The 21999-nt window shown below is 60.0% G+C and carries 16 protein-coding genes, 1 tRNA gene and 2 pseudogenes; 10 read left to right on the top strand and 9 right to left on the bottom strand.

The annotated features are described in order from the left end of the window. Positions 1-398 precede the first annotated feature (398 nt). Positions 399-1211, bottom strand: a pseudogene (locus DV706_RS00165) (glycosyltransferase family 2 protein); the annotation flags it as partial. A 352-nt stretch (positions 1212-1563) separates the two neighbouring features. On the opposite strand from DV706_RS00165, the gene DV706_RS00160 reads away from it, so the two are divergent. From DV706_RS00160 to glmS, 3 genes are all read left to right on the top strand, one after another. Beyond that, a complete protein-coding gene (locus DV706_RS00160) occupies positions 1564-2250 on the top strand; it encodes a hypothetical protein (RefSeq protein WP_240756787.1) in 687 nt (228 codons plus the stop codon). Between the two features lie 488 nt (positions 2251-2738). Next, positions 2739-3923 (top strand): sugar phosphate nucleotidyltransferase, encoded by a 1185-nt coding sequence (locus DV706_RS00155; protein WP_006067706.1) that lies wholly within the window; start codon positions 2739-2741, stop codon positions 3921-3923. Continuing rightward, on the top strand, positions 3923-5719 hold the full coding sequence (gene glmS, locus DV706_RS00150) for a glutamine--fructose-6-phosphate transaminase (isomerizing) (RefSeq protein ID WP_006067705.1): 1797 nt from the start codon (positions 3923-3925) through the stop codon (positions 5717-5719). The genes DV706_RS00155 and glmS overlap by 1 nt, the downstream gene beginning before the upstream one ends. A gap of 293 nt (positions 5720-6012) precedes the next feature. On the opposite strand, the gene DV706_RS00145 is transcribed toward glmS, so the two are convergent. From DV706_RS00145 to DV706_RS00130, 4 genes are all read right to left on the bottom strand, one after another. Further along, positions 6013-7794 carry a hypothetical protein gene (locus tag DV706_RS00145; protein WP_006067704.1) on the bottom strand — a complete coding sequence of 594 codons (1782 nt, stop codon included), beginning with the start codon at positions 7792-7794 and terminating at the stop codon, positions 6013-6015. Positions 7795-8254: 460 nt separating this feature from the next. Next, positions 8255-8761 (bottom strand): hypothetical protein, encoded by a 507-nt coding sequence (locus DV706_RS00140; protein ID WP_136350747.1) that lies wholly within the window; start codon positions 8759-8761, stop codon positions 8255-8257. A gap of 362 nt (positions 8762-9123) precedes the next feature. Then, positions 9124-9480, bottom strand: a complete 357-nt coding sequence (locus DV706_RS00135; protein ID WP_006067702.1) for a hypothetical protein — start codon at positions 9478-9480, stop codon at positions 9124-9126. Between the two features lie 8 nt (positions 9481-9488). Next, positions 9489-9839, bottom strand: a complete 351-nt coding sequence (locus tag DV706_RS00130) for a hypothetical protein (protein WP_006067701.1) — start codon at positions 9837-9839, stop codon at positions 9489-9491. A 994-nt stretch (positions 9840-10833) separates the two neighbouring features. Between DV706_RS00130 and DV706_RS00125 the strand changes: the two genes are divergently transcribed. After that, complete coding sequence (locus DV706_RS00125; RefSeq protein ID WP_006067700.1) at positions 10834-12270, top strand: hypothetical protein; 1437 nt, start codon at positions 10834-10836, stop codon at positions 12268-12270. Positions 12271-12442: 172 nt separating this feature from the next. Here DV706_RS00125 and DV706_RS00120 read toward each other — a convergent pair whose 3' ends face one another. Then, entirely contained in the window at positions 12443-13219 is a 777-nt protein-coding gene (locus DV706_RS00120) for a hypothetical protein (RefSeq protein WP_006067699.1), read from the bottom strand. A gap of 120 nt (positions 13220-13339) precedes the next feature. Between DV706_RS00120 and radB the strand changes: the two genes are divergently transcribed. Then, the gene (radB, locus tag DV706_RS00115; protein ID WP_006067698.1) at positions 13340-14047 is read left to right on the top strand and encodes a DNA repair and recombination protein RadB; all 708 of its coding nucleotides are present in this window, start codon (positions 13340-13342) and stop codon (positions 14045-14047) included. 57 nt (positions 14048-14104) lie between these two features. Next, positions 14105-16308: pseudogene (locus DV706_RS22425) on the top strand (beta-glucosidase). Between the two features lie 22 nt (positions 16309-16330). On the opposite strand, the gene DV706_RS00105 reads toward DV706_RS22425, so the two are convergent. Then, positions 16331-17488, bottom strand: a complete 1158-nt coding sequence (locus tag DV706_RS00105; RefSeq protein WP_006067697.1) for a CBS domain-containing protein — start codon at positions 17486-17488, stop codon at positions 16331-16333. Positions 17489-17591: 103 nt separating this feature from the next. Between DV706_RS00105 and DV706_RS00100 the strand changes: the two genes are divergently transcribed. The 4 genes from DV706_RS00100 (at position 17592) to DV706_RS00085 (ending at position 20549) form a co-directional block, all read left to right on the top strand. Further along, entirely contained in the window at positions 17592-17894 is a 303-nt protein-coding gene (locus DV706_RS00100) for a lycopene cyclase domain-containing protein (RefSeq protein ID WP_006067696.1), read from the top strand. A gap of 84 nt (positions 17895-17978) precedes the next feature. Next, positions 17979-18758, top strand: coding sequence for a CAP domain-containing protein (locus tag DV706_RS00095; protein ID WP_006067695.1), 780 nt, complete (start codon positions 17979-17981; stop codon positions 18756-18758). 84 nt (positions 18759-18842) lie between these two features. Continuing rightward, complete coding sequence (locus DV706_RS00090) at positions 18843-19634, top strand: YihY/virulence factor BrkB family protein (RefSeq protein WP_006067694.1); 792 nt, start codon at positions 18843-18845, stop codon at positions 19632-19634. Between the two features lie 105 nt (positions 19635-19739). After that, positions 19740-20549, top strand: a complete 810-nt coding sequence (locus DV706_RS00085) for a hypothetical protein (protein ID WP_006067693.1) — start codon at positions 19740-19742, stop codon at positions 20547-20549. Positions 20550-20602: 53 nt separating this feature from the next. Here DV706_RS00085 and DV706_RS00080 read toward each other — a convergent pair whose 3' ends face one another. Together DV706_RS00080 and DV706_RS00075 are read right to left on the bottom strand one after the other, a co-directional pair. Further along, positions 20603-21511, bottom strand: coding sequence for an AEC family transporter (locus DV706_RS00080; protein ID WP_006067692.1), 909 nt, complete (start codon positions 21509-21511; stop codon positions 20603-20605). A gap of 251 nt (positions 21512-21762) precedes the next feature. Continuing rightward, a tRNA-Val gene (locus DV706_RS00075) sits at positions 21763-21837 on the bottom strand. Between the last annotated feature and the right edge of the window lie 162 nt (positions 21838-21999).

Below are 21999 nucleotides of genomic sequence, written 5' to 3'. Positions count from 1 at the left end.
GATACACACTGATGATCAGATAGAAGTTCTCTAGAGAACACAACGATTTCGAGGCTGATAGATAGCCCCATGAAGAGATGATATTGAGATAGAAGGCCTATCAGTTTTAGCTGGCGGAGACAGTACATATTGATGCTAACTCGTTCAGATCATTAACTGGGGTTAAGCGCTAATTCACTATCCTCAAGGAGCGAACGGCGTCAGCCGTGAACGAGTAGGATGGGGGAGTTCACTACTGGTTTCATGAGCGCATCGTGGCTGTGGGAGATCCGGACCAATAGCTGTCGGGTTTCCAACTCGCTTCGGCGACGAGCGGTGCAGTTACTATCGCGATTGGGGATGCGAATGGCGAGTCAGTTCGATGAAGAAGTTCTGGGTCGCCGGTCAGTTTTTTATTTCAGATACTGAGTTCTCATTCGCCAAAGGAAGCTTTGTATTAACATGATCAAAACCTTTGGTATGAATTGTCCGAGTCTAATATGGGACTCCTCAGTGCCGTAAACGGGCTCCATCGGAACGTCTCTAACCCTCATATTGGCGACGTTCAGTCTCACGAGTAGCTCGTTGCGAAGCCCATAGTATTCAAAGAGGTCTTCCACGTCGATGCACTCAAGCGCCTGCGCCGAGATTGCGGTGTATCCGTTCTGTGAATCCATCATCTGCCAATAACCGGAAGCAATACGCGTCAAGAGCGTCAAAAGAACGTTTCCAACGAACCGCACCGTCGGCATCGAATCCTGCAGTTTCCTTGACGACAGTCTGTTCCCCTTCGTGTAGTCCGCTCTTCCGTCCACGATCGGATCTAGCAATCTGGTCATTTGACCCAGGTCCATCTGGTCGTCGGCATCAGTTGTCACTGTAATATCCATTCTGTCTTCACGGGCTTGCAGGTACCCGGATTTGATCGCACCGCCTACGCCCCGGTTCTCTCTGTGACGAATCGGAACGACGCGCCCGCTGGATTCGTAGACGACTGCCTGGGTCTCAGGGATCTTCCACGTTGTGCGCCCTATTCCACCCGATCCGACGCAAATTGCGCCTCCGGCGTCGGAGCCCGCCGCCAGAATCTCGGTCCACGTATCGTCGGTTGAACGATCATCGATGACGTAAATTCGATCGACGTAGTCCGGCTGTTTCCGTATGACATCGCCAACCAAACCGCTCTCGTTGTACGCTGGGACGACGACACCGACAGTGTTATTTCTATACATGATTACGAACCGAACCACCAGAGTTACGATTCGACATATGAGGCAGACCACGGAGGGCGAAAAACCGATGGACTGTTACGAATTGTAATACTCTATATATTGGCAGTAATATGCTTGATTGGTAAATTTGAGTCAGATGTCAGCCCCAGTACTTCACAAAGCTGGTTAATTAGAACGTCTGCTTGCTATGCACATTCGCAGTAAGCAGCTTTGTGAAGTACTGACAATGGCTTTCAGGACTCAGCCCACCGTGGGTCGCGGCTGGCGTCATGCGGGAGATGCAGCGTTATCCGTGATTACCATCGTGTTTCGATCCCGATAAATTATATACGCGATCCTCACAGGAAGCGGTATGTACCGACGCACTCTGCTCGTGGCTAGCGGGCCTGTACTCGTGGGGATGGGTGGTGTCTCTCGACGGGCCCTCGCCGAGGTCCAAACGGAAGCCGACGACGACCGGGCAGCGTCAGCATCGCTCGAGTTCGCTGGCGACGGCGTTGCAGTGACCGACGAGTTCGAGACCGAGAGCGGGCCAGCGGTTCTCGAGGCGACACACGACGGCGAGGGTGAGTTCTTCGTTCAAGCCGTCTCCCGCGACGGTGGACAAACACAGTCGTTGCTCACGCAGTTCGGACCGTTCGATGGCACCACCGGCACGTTCATCGAGGAGGGAACGTACGCGATTTACGTCGATGCCGATGGGGAGTGGGAGTTGCACCTTTCGCAGCCGGATGTAGACGAAGACGACGCGGAGACGCCACCGATTTCGGTGACGAACTCCGGCCCGGGCTGGCTGGGACCGATTCTGTTCGACGACACGACACTGGTTGGCGGAGCACACGAGGGGGACGGGAGTTTTCGCGTGCGTGTGATCCCACAAGATGGGGACGCAAGCGACTATGTGTGGGACGGCGGCGAACTCGTGTTTCACGCCCTCGGCGAGTTCCGCGGTGCAACGTCGGTACACGTCAACGGGATCGGCTACATCGACGTGGCAGTCGACAGCGAACAGGTCGAGTGGGCGATTGAAATCGAGTGATGGTCGATCGCGTCCGTTGTGGACGCGATATCGTATCAACAGGACCGATGAACAGACAGATCGCGCAGCCGTCGTGCGATCTGGTGTACGCTGACGATCAGTGGCTACTATAGCTCGGCAGCGAAGTGGCGTCAAAACACGTTTTCCGTGGAGGGGACGCCCCGATCCCATCTCCGCTCTCGCAGCGACCTGATGTCTCGGGGTCGATGGTGGGTCCGTTCGGAAGCGACCGGCAGTCGAATTTTTCAGAAACAAAATACGATAACGAGAGTATAACTCAGTTGGAACAATCGGAAACAAGGGATAGTGGACCCGACCGCGTGAGTCCTGCTATTGCCCAACTGCTGTCTCGGAACGAGTGAGAGTTTCTCAGTGTTTAAAAAAGCAGATCACAGTGGCAGTGTGGTGAATATAATCGGCACATTTATTATTTAATTGACAATACGGTCGACGGGTCAAAAGACGCTTCGATATCGAAGGACGAGTATATGAACGACAACGACACCACTGCGATCGTCTTAGCGGCTGGAGAGGGGAACCGATTGCATCCGTTGACGAAAAACAGGCCGAAACCGATGCTTCCGGCGGCTGCAAAACCGATCCTCGAGCACGTGTTCGATCAACTCATCGACGCAGGGATTACCGAGATCGTCGTGGTAGTCGGATACAAACGGGAACGGATCCAATCGCATTTCGGACCCTCCTATCGGGACGTGCCGCTTACGTACGTCACCCAAGACAAGCAACTCGGCACCGGCCATGCCGTCCTCGCCGCCGAAGCAGCCGTCGACGGGACGTGTCTCGTGGTCAACGGCGATCAGATTGCTGCGAGCCGGATCATCCGCGACACACTCGAGGCACACGACACCGCCGCAACGGTCGCATTGTTGCAGCGCTCGAGCGTCGATGGCTACGGTGGCGTTCTGGTAGATGAAGACCGGGTTACGACGATCGTAGAAGACCCGCCCGATGACCGGGAGTATCTCCTCAACGCGGGCATCTACGTGCTCGAGCCGGTGGCGTTCGACGCCATCCGAGCGGCAGAACCGCGGGCTGGTGAACGCTTGCTGGTCGATGGGCTCTCGAAACTCGTCGAGTGGGGAGACGTTGTTCGTGGTGCGGTTTCCGAGGGGCTCTGGGTTGACGCGACGTATCCATGGGATCTTCTCGATGTCTCGTTCGAACTGTTCAACACCGGCCTCATCGATAGACAGTCGACGAGGAACGTGCACGAGACGGCAACGGTTCACGAATCTGTAGTGATTCGTGAACCCGTCATCGTTGATCGGGACTGCGTTATCGAACCGGGTGCCGTCGTCGGCCCCAACGTCTGTCTCGGTGAGAACACTACTGTCGGCTCGAACGCGGTCGTCGAACGGAGCGTCGTCGACACCGATACGCGTATCGGAGCCAACGCAACGGTGACCGAGTGTGTCACCGGAACGGGAGTGAGAATCGGTCAGGGGTCGACGATTCCCGGCGGTCCCGGCGACGTTCGCGTCGCGGATCGTGTCTTCGAAAACGAAACGCTGGGTGCGTTGTTAGCCGATCGCGTCCACGATCACGGCGGCGTCACGTACGTCCCCGGCACACTGGTCGGCCCACGCACGGAGATCCAAGCAGGGACGACGGTTCGTGGAACACTCGAGGCGGGAACGGAGGTTCGATCCTGATGTGTGGAATCATCGGCTACACTGGAACGCGGAGAGACGAGGCGCTGTCGGAAGTCCTGTTGAACGGCCTCTCGAGTCTCGAGTACCGAGGCTATGATTCGGCCGGCGTCGCGATCGCCAACGCCACCGTCTCGGTGTATAAAAGCGAGGGCGAACTGTCGGAACTCGAGGAGACGCTTCCGGCGACCACACTCGAGGGTATTGCGGGGATCGGGCACACGCGATGGAGTACGCACGGCCCACCCTCCGATACGAACGCCCATCCCCACACGAGCTGTAACGGCCGCGTTGCCGTCGTGCACAACGGGATCGTCGAGAACTATCAGGAGCTGCGCGACGCACTCGAGGCCGACGGCCACGAGTTCGAAAGCGACACCGACACCGAAGTGATCCCACATCTGATCGAAGCGGCGCTCGAGCGGGGCGACAAGCCGGAAACGGCGTTCAGGCGGGCGATTTCGCGACTGGAGGGGAGCTATGCGGTGGCAGCGGTTGTCTCCGGAGACGAAGCCGTCTACGCTACGCGTCACCAGTCACCACTCGTTCTCGGAATCGGCGACGACAGCTATTTTCTGGCGAGTGACGTCCCGGCGTTTCTCGAATACACAGACAACGTCGTCTATCTCGAAGACGGGCAGTTCGTGTCGATCACTCCCTCGGGTGTCGAGATTACTAACGGACAGGGCAGCCTCGTCGACATGCCGGTCGAGACCGTCGAGTGGGATATCGAAGACGCAGGCAAAAGCGGATACGATCACTACATGCTCAAAGAGATCAACGAACAGCCACACGCCCTCCGCGAGTGTCTTCGCGGGCGGCCACGCGAGCTGGACGCGTCGATCGAAATCGACGAACTCGAGGGACTCGAGCGACCGGAACGGGTCCACTTCGTCGCCTGTGGGACATCATATCACGCCGCACTGTATGGAGCCAGACTATTTCGCGAACAGGGGATACAGACAAACACCTTTCTGGCGAGTGAGTACGACGTCGATGCGATCCCAGTCGACGAGGGGACGCTCGTCGTCGGCGTCACACAGAGCGGGGAGACGGCAGACACCCTGGGTGCGCTTCGAGCCGCAAACCGCATCGGCGCCGAGACGCTCTCGGTGACGAACGTGGTTGGATGTTCGGCAGCACGCGAGACGGACTACGTGATGTACATCCGCGCCGGTCCCGAGATCGGCGTCGCTGCGACGAAAACGTTCGCCTCACAGCAGGTCGCGCTGGCGATGCTCTCGCGAGCGCTGACAGGAGCGTGCTCGAGTGCGTTCATCAAGGCGTTGCGGGCGCTCCCGGATCAGGTCCAGTCGATTCTCGATACATCGCAAGCGGCGACGGTCGCTGACGAGTACGTGGACGCAGACGCCTACTTTTTCATCGGCCGTGGCTACAACGCACCGGTCGCGCTCGAGGGGGCGCTCAAAATGAAGGAGATTACGTACAAACACGCCGAGGGGTTCCCTGCCGGTGAGTTGAAACACGGGCCACTGGCACTGGTGACCGAACGAACCCCGGTCTTCTCGATGCTTACCGGGGACTCGAACGCCGAGAAGATGCTCGGAAACGTCCGGGAGGTCGAATCCCGTGGCGCACCGATCGTCGCAGTTACGGACGTCCCAGCGCAGGTCGCCACCCACGCTGACCACGTACTGGAGATCCCGAACACACACAGGCTGTTCGCTCCAATCTTGGCAAACATCCAGTTACAACTCGTTTCATACTGGGTCGCAAACCAACTCGGCCGATCGATCGACAAGCCACGGAACTTAGCCAAGAGCGTCACCGTCGAGTAACGGTACTTTCGATGTCACTCGCCCTCGAGTAAGAGTCAACGAAACTGTTGAACTGTCGTCAGTGGGGTCGTTGTTTCTGTTGTCGATGTTGCTCAGCCCGCAACGACCGACCGCAGTGAGAGAAGACCTGGGTACTGACCAGTTCGGATCGCTCATTTCGGGCCACAGAAGATGGGAATTACACGGACGTGGGTGCTCGTACGGACTGCTGTGAGCCATTACCGGCGCAACCGCAACTCAGGTCGCAGTTGCGCCGATACATCGTTACGGCAATCCGTATCAGTTGGTCCCTCTTAACACTCGAGTTTCTTTTCTGTCTCTTTGTAGGCGCGTTTCTTGTCGTTGTAGGCGCCTTTCTTCTTTTCGTATGTCTTTTTGTCTATGCGGTTTTTCTCGTATTTCTTCTCGTACTTCTCGTACTCGCCTTTCTCGTGTTTGTAGGCGATTTTCTTCCGCTCGTATTTCGTGTATTTTCTCCGGTATTTCTCGTACTTGTGCTTGGCGTCCTCGTAGGCGCGCTTTTTCTTCTCGAGGGTCGTCTTGTCGATCTGGTCTTTCTCGTATTTCTTCTTGTACTTCTTGTACTCGCGTTTCTTGCGCTCGTAGGCGTGTTTCTTCTTCTCGAGTTTCTCCTTCTTCCGGCGCTCTTTCTCGTCCGGCTCCTTTGTGAACCGCTGGATCGGCCCGGCGACGACCACATCGTTTGCCGTGGCAATCGCTCGGAACTCGTACTCGACGCCCGTGAGGAGTCCCGAAATCTCGACGCTGAACGGCCCCGGCTCGGTGAGCGTCTGTGCGGGGGTCATCAGCCACTCCGCCGCGCCGACGATCCGGTACTGGAAGAAGACGTGCACCTCGTCGAAGTCACCGCGCGTGAGCAGTTGCCCGTTGAGTGTCGCCGTCTTCTTGTTCACCTCGGTCGCCGGTTTGGTGACGACTTCGGGAAGCTCCTTATCCGGTACCTCCTTTCGGAACGTCTGTATCTCGCCGGTCGCCCGCGTGTCGTTCGCGACGGCGACTGCACGATACTCGTACTCGACGCCCTGTTCGACATCGATTGCCGCGCTGAACGGACCGAGTTCCTCGAGCGTTTCTGGCTCCGTCGCGAGCCACTCTTCAGTGCCGACGGGTCGGTACTCGAAGAACACCTCGATGTCGGCCACGCCGAAGCTGCCGAGATCGGTCAGCTCGCCATTGAGGGTTGCCGTCGACTCGTTGACGTCGGTCGCCGGGCCGGTGACGACCGTCGGCTTCGTCATGTCGGGTTCATCTTCCTTCGTGAACGTTCGGATTTCCCCCGTAAACTCCGTCCCGTCGGGTGCGACTGCGACCGCCCGGAACTCGTAGTCGGTGTTTGGCTCGACGGGGATCTCCGCGCTGAACTCGCCACCTTCGTCTGAGAGCGAGTCGGGATCTCCTGGCACCCGGATCCACTCTGTCGAACCAGCGACTCGATACTCGAAGAAGACGTCGACCGCATCGAACTCCTCCTCGAAGGGAAAGAGTTCCGCGTTGAGCGTCGCGGTGGAATCGTTGACGTCGGTTTCGGGGTCGGTGATAACCGTCACGTCGACTGGGTCGTCGTCTTCCCTGCATTCTCCTTCGCTGATCGTCAGTAGAGGATTGGCTCCGCCTCCAGTGAACTCGACGAACGCGCTCTGGACGGTCCCACCGCCTTCTAGGAAGACGTTGAACTGAAACACCCCTCGTGGACCGCCCGGCGTAAAGCCCTCGACCTCCAGGGTCACCGGCTCTGCGTTCGGATCAGTCGGCTGGATGGTAACGAAGAGCGTCGCCTCTTCGATGGCCTCGGGTCCACCAGGCGTGAGTACCCACTTCCAGAAGCCGACCTCGTCCTCTGCACACTCTTGGGTCGCGTTTTCGCTTCCTTGCCCACCCCACTGAATCGTCCGCTGGTTGGGGTTGTTTTCGTTCGGTTCGTCGTCACTCGAGTCGGCTTGTGTCTGTTCGTCTTCTTCCTCCGGCTCGTCGTCGCTGCCGAGACAGCCACTGAGACCGACGACTGTGATACCACTCGCAGCCAGGAACCGTCGTCTGTTGGTCGAATCGACCATACGCCGACCACAGCCGATGCGGGTATTGTTATTGATTCGCTGAATGCTCGTTCATAAACGCATTAGTGTTCTTCCATGATCTATCGAAATAAACCACCAGCATACTGTCACACACGCGAATTAGTTCGGTGACTACCGTGAGTTAGTCCGTCTCGCACGAGCGGCATATCGTGTCGCTGGCATGGATCAGTACGAAACCGTGACTGTCGTAGGGGCCGTCTTCGAGGCGGTAGTGGGAATCATTCGCTGCGTGGCGCCCGAGCGCACTTGCGTAACTACAGCGTTTCACGGTACTTTCTCGAGTACGGAACACGAATATCACGGCTATCTCTCGCCATCGACGGCGAAAAGGCTCCGAGGCGTTCGGAACCCCGAACTGGACAACGGGCTTCGAGTGGGTAGAACCTCAACTGTGCCCTCTGGTGTCTTTGATCAGTACCGATTCGTATCCGTTCTCGAGTCAGTCGATGTCGATCGAGACGGAGCTACCGTCCTCGCCGTCGTCGCCGTCCTCACCGTGGGCGACCGCACTCGATTCGACGTTGACTGACGACTGGGAGACAGTCGTCGACTGCGAGACGTTCACGTCCGCGCCCGCGTCACCGTCTGCGCCCGCCGTCGTCGTACTGCTTTGGTGGACCGTCGACGTCGACTCCTGCGTGCCGTCTTCGGAGAGCGTCGTTACGGAGACCGAAACGTCGTCTTCGGCGTCGACGATCACCGTGACGTCGGTGGCGCCAGTGTCGTCGTCGGTCGTGTAGTGGACGACACCCCACGGGAACGGCTCCGTCTCGAGGTCGTCGCCCGCGGTCGTGTCGTCTCGATACTCATCTGTCGCGTTGAGGGCCGCCATCGTCGAAACCGAGACGTCGGCTTCGGCCTCGACAGTCACGTCGACGGCCGTAGTGCCGGTGTCGTCGTCGGAATCGTGCGTGATTGTTCCCCACTCGAGTTTGGTTTCGGTCATAGCTGTTGAATCATTCTCAGTCGCGTCGCTCGTGTGATTGTCTGAGGCAGCGATCGCTGCTGCGGCCACGGTGACGACTGCTGCTATCGAGAGTACAATTATTGTTTGCCGATTCATGTCTTCTTCCGTTTTAGAATCGTTGTCCGTCACTCAGTGAACTAATCATCATGTTTGATCCGTGATCGGTGTGCCGTTGAAAGTGAAAACACTGCCACCGAAGCCGAAACCAACTTATTGGTCGCTAACTACGACGGCTACATTTTCACTCAAATCAGCCGTTTGAGTACTGGAGACTGCGATCTGTACAGATATGGAGTGTAAAAATAATCAGGTGTAATTCGAAGTCGTCCGACTATGGTATCTTAGCTGAAGATACCGCCGAAGAAGTCATCTTCGTACGACTGCTCGATGTCCTGGCTCACGGTGGCATTATTCGTAGCCTCGGCGGTAGCGGACTGGGAGTTCGAGTTCGATTGGTCGACGCTACTGCCCGCATCTGCGCTACCATCATCAGCGACGGCGATGTTCAGCTCGTCACCTACGTTGTAGTTCGACTGGGCGACTTTCTGATCCTGGTAGTTATTTGCGTCAGCGTACTGACTGACGCTCGCATCCTGGTCTGCGCTCTGGTCATCTGCAGCTGCTGTTCCGGCGAACCCCATGAACATGAGGCTACCGATCAATGCGACCGTCAGCGTGATTGCGAGTGTGCGTTTCATGGTTCAGTTTAGAAGAACGGGAAGTCGTCCTCGAAGTCTTGGTTGATGCTCTGGTTGATGTCCGCAGTGTTAGTGGCGGTAGCGTCAGCAGTCTGTGAGTTGTCGTTGGACTGTGTCACAGAGCTGCCCGCGGTAGCGTCACCGTCATCGTCAGCATAGGCGATGTTTATTTCATCACCGGCGTTGACATTTTCCTGACCCACATACTGGCTCTGCGCGTTCGTGGCAGAGGCACCCTGTTTGATATCAGCATCCTGGTCTGCGCTCTGATCCTGTGCAGCTGCTGTTCCGGCGAACCCCATGAACATGAGGCTGCCGACCATTGCGACCGTCAGTAGCATCGCGAGTGCGCGTTTCATTGTTATGGATTGTCCGGGCACCACACGCGTGAACGCTCGAGTCCAGCTCTACCTGCCCACCGATTTGCGTCGCTCAGCGTGCAAATTCGGCGTTCTCGAGCGCCAATGCGCCGTGTTGCCCAGTCGTGGCAACACCTGGGTTCTGTATTAAACCGTAGAACGCTTTCGGCGTACAGCCGATATTGTGATCTGTAAGAATCGGCGGATGAGAACCCTTACTCGAGAAAAAAATCTTATATCGAGGTATACATTTTCTCTGCTCGTTGACTGTCAACTCAAATTGATTCCGCGCCGTCCCGGAAATCGAAGGTGTAAGACCGGTGAAACACCCAGTTATCGGTCGCAATAATCAGCAGTAACGGAACGATCAGTAAACGTGAAAGAGGGAGCAGAACCGAACGCCATCCGTCGAAACACCGTCGTTGATACGGACAGCGGTCCGTGCAGTATTCGTGTCGACCGCAGTAGCGGCGAACGATATCGCGTTGTGATCGCGTCCGTCAGTTGCCGATCTATACGGTAGTAGTCGTCGCGGCGCTGGTATCAGTTCCTTCCCACCGGCAGTCGCGACTCGAGCGACCGATACCGAACCGATCGCTGGTTTCGAGTCAATCGGTAGTCCCGTATTTCGTCGGTGAAACGACGGCGCGAATCACCATCGCCGTAATCGACGATCAGTGTCGGCGACGTGTCGGCCGATGCTCGATCGTGGCCCGCGAACCCGGATTGCTCCGTCGAACACCGAAACCGCCCGACAGCAGCCGGTTTTAGGTGCCGATTTCTCGGAAAAGTAGGTCCGTTCCAATCAGTAGGCTAACTCATACGGTCTCCAACCTGTTGATAACAAAGTCTATCATTCGGCTATGACTGTTTGCGTCGAATAGACTCAGCAAAAAAGACACTCGCGAAATTCAATACAGAACACATGACAGACTCACCGACGAAACGATCACGGTATACGACAGTTTTAATGGCATGTATCGTTGCCATATCAATGCTCGCCGCCGGCGCTCCCGCGGCGATGGCCGGCGACAACGGCGACGCAACCAACCAGGCAGTGCACGCGCTCGAGGACGGCGAAGACCTGTATCTGGTCTTCGGCGCTGACCTCGGCGAGAAGTCACTCGAAGAGTACGTCGAAGAACACGCTGCAGACCAGGTTTCTGACACCGAAGTCATCCAGCACCAGGATGTCGATCAGGTGAACATCAACGAGCAAGGCGAGGCGGTTTCCATCGCTATCGACGGTGGTGAGGCAACCGCAGTTCAGGAAGCCAACCAGCTCAACGCCAACGCACAGACTGGTGAGGCGTCCGCCGAAAACGAGGTCGCTCACAGCCACGAGACGCAGTTCGAGAACGTCGGAAACGTCCATCTCGTGCTCGGTAACGGTGACGACAAGCAGTTCGATGGCTGGGGCGTCGCCGACAAGAAGGGTGACAAGACGACGATCAGCCAGTCAGCAGAAGCGAGCGTCCTCCAGAGCCAAGACGTGGGACAGCAGAACTACAACGAACAGAGCACCGCGTTCGCGTTCGCACACAACAACAGTGACGCAACCGCCCTCCAGCAAACCACGCAGTACAACGAGAACCGACAGGAGGGAGCTGCGAACGCATCCAACGTCTACGTTGGTGGCGGTGAGTACGCAGAACAGGACGCGAGTTCCTTGCTGGCCCAAGAGCAAGCAGTCGAACAGGCTAATATTAACGAACAGGCTGGCGCTGTCGCCATCGCCGTCGGCGAGAACAGCACCGCAACGGCGATCCAGGTGACTGATCAGACCAACCTCAACGAACAGATCGGCTCTGCGAGTGCCGAAAACCTCTTCGCGTCGATGGGCGGCATGAACGTCGCGACCGCAAGTGCCGACGGCGGCAGCAGCGTCGTCGACACCGAGATGCCGAAACACGACAAGAAGGACAAAGATGACCAGTCCGCAACAGCCGGTGTTGACCAGGAACAGAGCGTTGAACAGCTGAACGTCAACCTTCAGAACACGGCGATGGCAATCGCGACAGACGACAGTGAAGCCACCGCCGTCCAGATGGCCGACCAGCGCAACTACAACGCCCAGATCGGCTACGCTGATGCGCTCAACGTGTACGCATCACCAGGCTACCTGTACGATGGCGACATGCAGACCTCGAGCACGACCGTCACCGTCGGCGGCGACGATGTCGAAGACGCGCCGGGCATGTCATACGACTACGACACCAGCGCGGAGCAGACGAGCGACGTCACGCAGGATGCAACGGCTGCAATCGAGCAGGTCCAGTTCGTGAGCCAGCAGAACATCAACGAACAGCATGCTGCAATCGCGGTGGCTGAAGACGGTGGCAGTGCAGACACCACACAGATCTCCATGCAAGAGAACCAGAACATCCAGTTCGGTGCAGTTTCCGCGACAAACGTCGGAATCGGCGCGTAATCACTGCTTCGGCCGACTGTTTTCCTCTTTATCGCGACCGTGGATGGCTGTCATTTCGGGATAACTTGCGGTATGTTGGCGGACGTCGTGATATCCACTCGAGACGAGTCACAACTGACGACGGTCGCAGAAGCTGTCGATGACGCCTGTCCCGACCCCTACGTCCACGTCGTTACTCATCCGTTGCTCCCGACCCGTGGGAGTCAGCGTGGCCGCCACTGCCGTTGTTTCGATGTTCCGCGAGCGCTTCGTCGATCGTTAACTCTCCCGTGGCGACCCGCCGGGCAAGCAGTTCATCGATCGCCCGGTTGTTCTCGCTCTGTTCGCGCGAGCGGTCCTTGATCGCCTGAAGCTCGCCCGCCGTCGGATCGATCTCGCGTGTCTCGACGGGTTCGCCCTCGAGGCGAGCGATATTGACGGCTGCGAGCACATCACCCATCCCTCGCGCGCCCGTCCCGAGATAGGGTGTCGTTCCCGTCTCGTCGACGAGTTCGACCGGGACGTCCTCGAGGTCGTTGACCAGTTTCGACCCCTGGAGACGCGAGCCATCACCGATGCGGACGATCGGTGAGGTGGCGTCGGCGGCTTCGCGTTGAATCACGTCGACCGCGTTGGCCAGTGGCACCTGAAAGGCGGCGACGACCATCTCGCCTGCAAGGACGGCGATCCCGGGGTTGCGGCCCGGGTCGACACCGATGACTGTGCGGCCACCGTTCCCTCGAGCCGCAGCGAGCGCCTGATCGACGGCGCGTCTGGGCGCATCCGGCTCCGCGACGATCGTCGTCACGGATTCGAACGCGTCGGCGTGCTCGGGGCCAGTAATAACGACCGTGGTGTGGTCCGGTACCCCCGTGTCGGGTTCGACGGTCGTGAACTCGGTCCCGCGCTCGCGGAGTTCGGTGACGACGCCGTGGTACACTTCGAAATCTTCAGTGGCGACGACGATCACATCGTCGCCTTCGACGCGAGCGTGAATAAACGTACACGAACTCGGTCGGCGACGGTCTCCGGGTGCGACTCGACCAGCCGGTTTCGGGGCCTTTTTGCACGTAACCTGCCAACTCAACCTGTGAACGACGAGGCGATCTCAACCGGCTGTCGCCCGGTCGACGAGTTGCTCGGCGGGGGGTTCGAACGTGGGACCGTCACGCAGCTATACGGCCCGCCAGCCGCGGGCAAGACGAACCTGGCGCTGTCCGCAGCCGTCGAAACGGCCGTCGCCGGAGGTACTGCCGTCTACATCGATACCGAAGGTGTTTCCGTTGACCGCTTTCAGCAACTGCTGTCGGCCCACGTCGACGACGAAGACGTCGAAGCCGTCGCCTCCCGCATCGTCATCGAGGACGCGCTCGATTTCGACGAGCAGTCCGAAGCCGTCCGCGACGCCGAGGGGTTCGCCCAGCAGGCCGATCTGATCGTCCTCGACAGCGCGACCGGCTTTTATCGCCTCGAGCGAACCGCAGACGGTGACGAAGGCGAGGCGCTGCGCAGCGTTGCCCGGCAGGTTACCCATCTCCTCTCACTGGCACGCAAACACAATCTGGCGGTCGTGCTCACGAACCAGGTCTTTTCGGACCCCGACGCCGATCGCACGCGCGCGCTCGGTGGAAACACACTCGAGCACTGGACCGGCGTCGTCCTCCGACTCGAGCGATTCCGCGGCGGGAAGCGGCGGGCGACCCTCGAGAAACACCGGTCGAAGCCGGCCGGCGAGTCGGTCCAGTTCCGCATTACGGATCGCGGCCTCGAGGGCGGTGCCGAATCGCCACGGCGCTGACTGCTCTCGGTAGCCACCTCCCGAACAGTTACCCGGTATCGGTCTGGACACGGTAGCATGCACGATTCGTCTGCCCGCGTCGAACAGTTACTGACGGAGTTGACTCGCGAGGAGAAGCTACAGCTGGTTCGCGGGATGGACGATCCAGAGGGGACGGCGACGGGGTATCTCCCGGGTGTCGAGCGACTCGGGATTTCCGAGTATCGGCTGGTCGACGGCCCACTCGGGGTTCGAGCCGAAAGAAAGCGAGCGACGGCGTTTCCGGCCCCGATTGCCGTCGCAGCGACGTTCGATCCCGACCTCGCGCGCGAGAAGGGGGCAGCGATGGCCCGAGAGGCACGAGCGCTCGGCCAGGACGCGCTGCTTGCGCCTGGGGCGAACCTGATTCGGGTGCCACACTGTGGCCGAAACTTCGAATACTACTCCGAGGATCCGGTGGTGGCCTCGAGACTCGCCGTCGGTGCCGTCACTGGAATCCACGACGAGGACGTGATCGCGACGGTCAAACACTACGTCGCGAACAATCAGGAAACCGACCGCGTGAGCGTCAGCAGCGAGGTCGACGAGCGAACGCTTCGCGAACTGTACCTGCGACCGTTTCGGGCCGCCGTCGAAGCCGGTGTTGGCTCCGTAATGACGGCCTATAATCGGGTCAACGGCATGCGCATGAGCGATCACACCCGCCTCGTCGGCGACGTGCTCAAAGACGAGTGGGGGTTCGACGGCTACGTCGTCTCGGACTGGTACGGCACCAAAAGTACTGTCGGCGCAGCGACCGCCGGACTGGATCTCGAGATGCCGGGCGTCGCAGCCGGCGACGAGTCGGACGACCAGTGGCCCTCACCGGATGAGTTCGAGGGCGAAGCCGCCGAGATCATGAGTGGGCTCCCCGACGGAACCCGCGCGGGACTGTTCGGCGACCCGCTCGCGGCCGCCATCGACGCTGGGGAGGTCCAGCCTGACCGACTCGAGGACATGGTTCGGCGACTCCTCGGGCAACGCGAGCGAATCGGTCACCTCGAGGATCCCGCCACCGATACCGGCGCCGCCTCACTCGAGCGAGAGGGTGCACTCGACACGCCAGCCCACCGCCGCCTCGCCGAGCGACTCGCCGCACGCGGAACCGTCTTGCTCGAGAACGACGGCGTGCTCCCGCTCGCAGAGGAGACGGACGTCGCCGTCATCGGGCCGAACGTCCACGAGGCGACACTCGGTGGCGGAGGGTCCTCCGAGACGACGCCGTTCCAATCGACAAGCCCAGCGGAGGGAATCCGCGCGCGCGCGCCGATGGAACGGTCACGGTCGCCCGTGGCGTCGACACGGTTCCGGCCCTCTCGCTGTTCGACGTGTTGCCGTTCGTCGGTGACGGCAAAGCCGAGTCAGCTGCCGAGGACGAGACAACCACCGCGGAGCCGGTCGGTGTCGACGCAGCCGAACCGAGCGTCGACGCAGCCGTCGAGGCGGCTCGAGACGCCGCCGTCGCCGTCGTCTTCGTCCGCGACAGGACGACGGAGGCCAAAGACCGCGACTCGCTTCGATTACCCGGCGAGCAGGACGAACTGGTCGAGGCGGTCGCCGCCGCGGCGGACGAGACGGTGGTCGTAGTCGCCTCGAGCGGTCCTGTCGAACTCCCGTGGCGTGACGATGTCGATGCGATCCTCGAGGCGTGGTATCCGGGACAGGCGGATGGCGCGGCGATCGCCTCGGTGCTGTACGGCGACCGCGATCCGTCGGGACGGCTACCTGTGACGTTCGCGCCCGAGGTAGCCTACCCTGCGAGCGAGCAGCGACGGTATCCCGGCGTGGACGGCGAGGCACAGTACGAGGAAGGCGTGTTCATTGGCTATCGCCACTTCGACGCCGACGGCGTCGATGCGGAGCCGACGTATCCGTTCGGACACGGCCACACCTACGCGGACGTTTCGTATCGAGACGCGACGGTCGTCGACGGGCGGACGGTTCATGTGACCGTCGAAAACGTCGCCGACCGACCCGGTCGCGAGGTCGTACAGGCGTACGTCCGGCCGCCGGAATCGTCGCCGGTCGAGCGTCCAACACGTGAACTCGCAGGGTTCGAATCGATTGCACTCGAGGCCGGCGAGGCGCGGACCGTTGACCTCGGCCTCGAGTCACGTGCGCTCGGTCGCTACGACCTCGATCGAGGGTGGACGGTCGATCCCGGCACGTACACCGTGGAGGTGGCTCGCTCGGCTCGAGACGTACACAAAACGGTCAGTCTCGAGGTCGAGCGAGGAGACTGAGAATCAGTCGCAGCCAGTCCCGTTACAGCTCGTTCAGCTTGCGCAGGAGCTGACCGCGGTACTCCTCGTCGCTCGTGATGCCTTTGATCTCTAAAACGTTGCGCTCGAGTTTGTCGATGGCAACGCGGAAGGCGTTCTCCGCGCCGTAGCCTTCGCCGGTGCCGGCGACCTGGCCTTTGTTCGTCCGCAGGCGGACCTGACACTGGACGAGCGGGGTGCCACGGAGCGTCTCGTTGTGCTCGTGGAAGCGCACGTGGGCGTGCATCACCTGCATGTCGGCGTACTTATCAGAGACCTGCTCGATGCTCTGGACGATCGACTCTCGAGTGATCGTATCGAGCATCGAGATGTTGGTGATCTGGACGTCCATATGCTCTTCTTCGGTGAACGTCAGCGCACGCAGCACGTCCGTCTTGGTGACGACGCCGATAACGACGCGGTCGTCGTCCTCGGGCGTGACCATCAGGCCAGCGTAATCCTGCTCGAGCATCTGCTCGACAGCCTCTTTGGCCGTCGTGTCGAGTGTCGTCGTCGCGACGGGGCTGGCCATGATGTCGTAGATTGGGACATCGAGCAGTCGCTGGGAGTCGCCGACGCGGTCGCCGGTCGTCGTCGTGTGATTCTTTCGGATGGCGAAGTCAGCGATATCGTGGGTCGTGACAACGCCGGAGAGGTAGCCGTTCTCGTTGACGACGGGCAGACGGGAGATTCCGTGCTCTCGGAGGTGGTTGATCGCCTTGCCGATCCCATCGTCTTCCGCGAGCGTAACCGGATCGTCCGAGTAAACGTCCGCGACGGTGAGCGTGTCGAGGTTCTCGAGGACGGCCTCGAGGATTGCGTCGCCGCTGATGACACCCCAGAGTTCCCCGTTTTCGAACACCGGCGCGACCTTCGAGTTGCTCTCGATCAGGACGCGTGCGGTCTCCCGAACGTCTTCGTTCCGGTCGACTTTGGGTGCCGGCGAGTTCCGGCTGGGTTTGATCAGTGCCGACACCTTGGCGTCGTCCTCTACGTGGGACTGGAGAACCTCTCGTTCGCTGATGACGCCCTCGTACTCACCGTCATCGGTGACAATAATTCCCTTGGGGTTGCCGTTGTCAAAGGTCGAACGGACCTTCCCCATGCGTGTACCAACGTCGACTTCGATATATTCCGTGGTGGCGATATCAGCGATATTCATCGTTCTATCCGCGTATACTCACGCCGGGGTTTTGAACATACCGCACGTTCTAGCTGGGTGGGTTCAAGCCGGATGTTTTTGGCCTGGCCATTGTACATACAGTATGATTCCCGACATCAGTGTCCTCGGTCGGTACACCTATCTCGCGACAGAGCTGTTCTGGGGTGCCATCGCCGTCCTGTTGCTCCGGCGTGCAGACGCGCTCCGAAAAGCCGCCATCACGATCCTCGCACTGTATCCTATCGCCTACGTCTGGGATCGCTACACGCTCGCCGTCGGCGTCTTCGATATCAAACTGCGAACCGGGATCGATATCGCAGGGATTCCACTCGAGGAGCATCTGTTTATGGCGGTCGTTCCCGGGCTCGTAATCGGCTTCCACGAGACGATTTTTGGCGGCGACTAACCACCGTCGTCGCTGCATGGGTCGCCTATCAGTGGCTGCAACCAACCACGAGCGTCTTATTTCGCCCACCCGTTCCAATAGCCGATGGGAAGACGCCGTCCCGGAGACGACTCGAGCGAAAGCGACAGTGCTGACCGTGGTGTCATCCGGACACTGTTGCGATTTTTCGTCTTCGTCGCCCTGATCGGGGCACTCGCTTTCGGAACCGCGATGTTCGCACCGACTGTCCTCGAGGACCTCGGCATCGACGGTGATGAGTTTACCGTCCCCAACAGCACCGACACTGAGTCGCTCCCCGCTCCGAGTTCGGAGCCACCACCGACGGGTGAGCGCAATCCTGCAGTTACTGATCCGGCCGACCCGAACCAGTCGGCCTACGAAACCGACGTCGAGACGGTTGAGTCGGAAACTGTCGAGGACTTCGTCCACGCCGAAGTCAACGACCGTCGGGCCGACCACGGTCTCGAGGCTCTCGAGTGGGATGGCACGGTTGCCTCCGTCGCCCGCGCCCACAGCTACGATATGGCCGATCGGGAGTACTTCGATCACGTCAACCCCGACGGCGAGGAGCCGATGGAGCGTTTTACCGACGTCGACGACTACTGTCGGGGCTACGGTGAGAACATCGCCCAGACGTGGGTCGACCGCCCCGTTGGAGCCCCTGGGGGCGACGACACCGCCCACTATCAGTCCGCAGAGGCGCTTGCAACCGGCCTCGTCGATCAGTGGATGAACTCCACTCCACACCGACAAGCCATTCTCGAGGAAGGCGACTCGCCGACCTGGGATCGAGGCGGCGTCGGCGTCTACATCGACGACGACGGGGCAGTCTACGCATCACACAACTTCTGTGTCGAGTGGTGAGGCCGGGTGGTGTCGAGACTGCACTGGAAGACAGAAACTGTGGCCGACTGACAGACCTTTAGTGGTGGCCGTCTTCGATCCCGTATGGACGTGTCTGAGACGCTCAGGTCGGTTTATCGGACGGCAAACGACCGCGACCTCTCTTTCCTTGCGGCCGGCTTCGCCTACTACGCGTTCGTCTCGTTGATTCCGCTCGTCTTGCTTGCGCTCGTCGTCGGCTCGTTGCTCGGCGGTGAGGACGCGGCCGAACGGCTCATTCTCGTCGCCGGCGACTTCCTTCCCGAAGCGGGCGAGGACCTCGTCACCAGCGCGTTGACGACCGAATCCGGACGCGCAGAGGCGACCGTCGTCGCACTAGCCGTCGCCACGTGGGGTGCGCTCAAGGTCTTTCGCGGTCTCAGCCTCGCGTTCGATAAGGTCTACGACGAGGTCGCCGAGGATTCCCTGATCGATCAGATCAAAGACGGCCTCACCGTAATCGTCGCGGGCGTAGGTGCGATCGTGTTGATGATCGTGATCGGAACGATCCTCGGACTCGCCGCCGACTTCGTGCCGTTTGCTGGTCTGTTGAGCTGGATCACGCTGCTGGTCGGGCTTATCCTCGTCTTCGTGCCGATCTACTACGTGTTGCCACCGATTCCAGTCACAGTCATCGACATCCTTCCCGGTGCTGTCTTCGCCGCTGTCGGCTGGACGATTCTTCAGGTCGGGTTTCAGCTCTATGCCGCCAACGCCGGTCAGTATCAGGCCTACGGTGCAGTCGGCGCCGTGTTGCTCTTCGTGACCTGGCTCTACTTCGCCGGCATGTTGATCCTCTTCGGTGCCGTGCTCAACGTCGTGCTTTCGAAACCAACGCTGGCCGAAGAGCCAGCCTAAACCGGCAGTCTACTCTCAAAGCCACCTTCGTTTCCGGTTTCGGTCGGGCGTCGAGACAATCCCACTGGGGAACAGTTATAGTCTCGGCAGGGACAGACGTGCACAATGAGCGACGAGCAGCCCTCCTCTGACGAGTCTGGAGCCGACTCGAGTGAGTCAACCGACGCTGACAGCGACTCGAGCGAGACGCTCGAACCCGGCGGCGGCCCACAACGCGTCGTCTCCGAGCAAAGCGTCGACGACATCCTCGCTTCGCTCGACGAGACGAAATCGGCGGCTGACGACTCGAGCAACGCAGCCGACGGTACGACGACCGATACGGCCGAGCCCGTGACGACCGAGTTCGACGAAACCGACATTCCAGCGGCCGACACAGTCGACAGCGACGACGCCAGCGAGGACAGCAGTCAGTCGGCCGCCACGGGAGAACACGGTGACCGCGCCGAGTCGACGCCTAGCGACTCGACGGACACGGCACCAACACCGACCGAACCAGCTCCCGACGACACCGGGACCACTGATGCCGACTCCGCGGCAGCCATCGATGCGGCGGCAACGGCGATCCCCGACGACACGGATCTTGACGATGACACCTCGCTCGAGGAACTCGCGGCCCGAATCGAAGACGGCACCGTCACCGGCGCGGACGTCCGGGCCGCCGAAGCGGGGACGGGACGGGAGGCGACACCAGCAGTCGACGAAATCGAGCTCTCGATGGATGACCTCGAGGCGACGCAGGCACAGTCGACATCCTCGAACAGCGGGAGCGAGTCGACAACGGCCGACCTCGGCGATGACGCCGGGCCGCTCGCCGGTTCGATCGACCGCGACGAGGACGACTCGAGTGACGAGGACGACACGCAGGACGAAGCAGTCGGATTCGTTGGCCGTATCAAGCGGTTCTTCGGTGGATAGGCCGCCTCTCAGCAGCTCTCATCGCCGTGGGCGGTCTGGCAGTTCGTGTTTCGTCACCCGACCAGCGAAATCAGCAGAAACAACGACCCCATCGAGACGAGCGTCGTGACGAAGACGTTCAGTGACGCAAACTCCGTGTCACCGCCGAGTTCGGCGGCGAAGACGAACGTCGAGACCGCAGTCGGCGTGGCGAACATCACGACAGCCGCAGTAAACGTCGCCGTATCGACAGCTAGCGCGGAGAAGACGACCCACGCGAGCGCTGGCATACAGACGATTTTCAGCGCGACAACGGACCCGGTCGCACCGTAATCGATCGCCGGCAGATCGATCTCGAGCGAGGCCCCGACACAAAGCAGTGCCAGCGGCAGCGCCAGCGAGCCGACTGCGTCGAGTCCGGTTGCGGCAGGGCTGGGAACCGTGAGGCCGACCGACCCAACCGTGAGTCCAACGAGCAACGAGAGCAACACGGGATTTTTCGCCAACCCTCGCAGTTTGGGGCCAAGCGCCGCATCAGCACCGTTGAGCGTCGACAAAATCAGCACCGACAGCGGTAGTTGGGCCAGCGTCACGACCCCGAGAATCACACTCGCGATCGCCGTTACCGCCGGGTCGAACGTCGCCGCAATAAGCGGCACGCCGAGATAACCGATGTTCGAGTGATACGACTGGATGACGGCCACGCTCTGGCGGCCCTTCGAGTCCCGGTTGCGGTGGACGAGCCACGCAATCCCCACCGTCGTAAACAACACGAAGAGAAGACCCAGAAACAGCGCCGGCGAGAGGAGTTGGCCAATCGCCTGATCGTACGTGGAAACGAACAGCAGCGCCGGCAGCGCGATGTAGTAAGCAACAGCGTTCAGTCGTGCCGTCCGGCCGGCAGTGAGAACACCGGAGGCTCGCAGTCCGGTCCCAAGCAGCAAGACGACGAGCAACGCCACCAGCCGGCCGAGTACCTCCATACACGGCTCGAGTCGACTCGCACGTTTCTACCGTTCGGTTGCGACAGAGTATGGGTGTATGTGACAGGACTCGAAAGAAGCGACGCACTACAGCGGAACCGTCTTCGAAGCCGAAATCAAATCGCACAGGTTTGCCTCCTCTCGAGACGTGCTCGCGGTTGGTCGCGGTGTGTAACTCGTCTGATTCGAACTGCAGAATATTTTCAAACCAAACGACTCGCGTCGCTTGTCGGTTATTGTTCCGTCAGAAATGGGTTGGGGCAGATTTGAACTGCCGGCCTCCTCCATGTCAAGGAGGTGTCATAACCAGACTAGACCACCAACCCGCCTGGTTTCGCTTTCGTGGCGTCCGTCGCCACCTTGTCTGCATTCAATCGTTGCCCGCCACGGTAATTGAAGGTTTCGAATCGAATGCCCTTCGAGAGTGAGCCCCACACATCCCGGCGACACGTTTAAGTCGATGTACTGATTTGGGCATTATAAGACAA

This window comes from Natronorubrum bangense, assembly GCF_004799645.1.
Classification (GTDB): Archaea; Halobacteriota; Halobacteria; order Halobacteriales; family Natrialbaceae; genus Natronorubrum; species Natronorubrum bangense.
The sequence above is the reverse complement of the archived record's forward strand: the minus strand, read 5'-3'. Positions and strand labels throughout refer to the sequence as shown.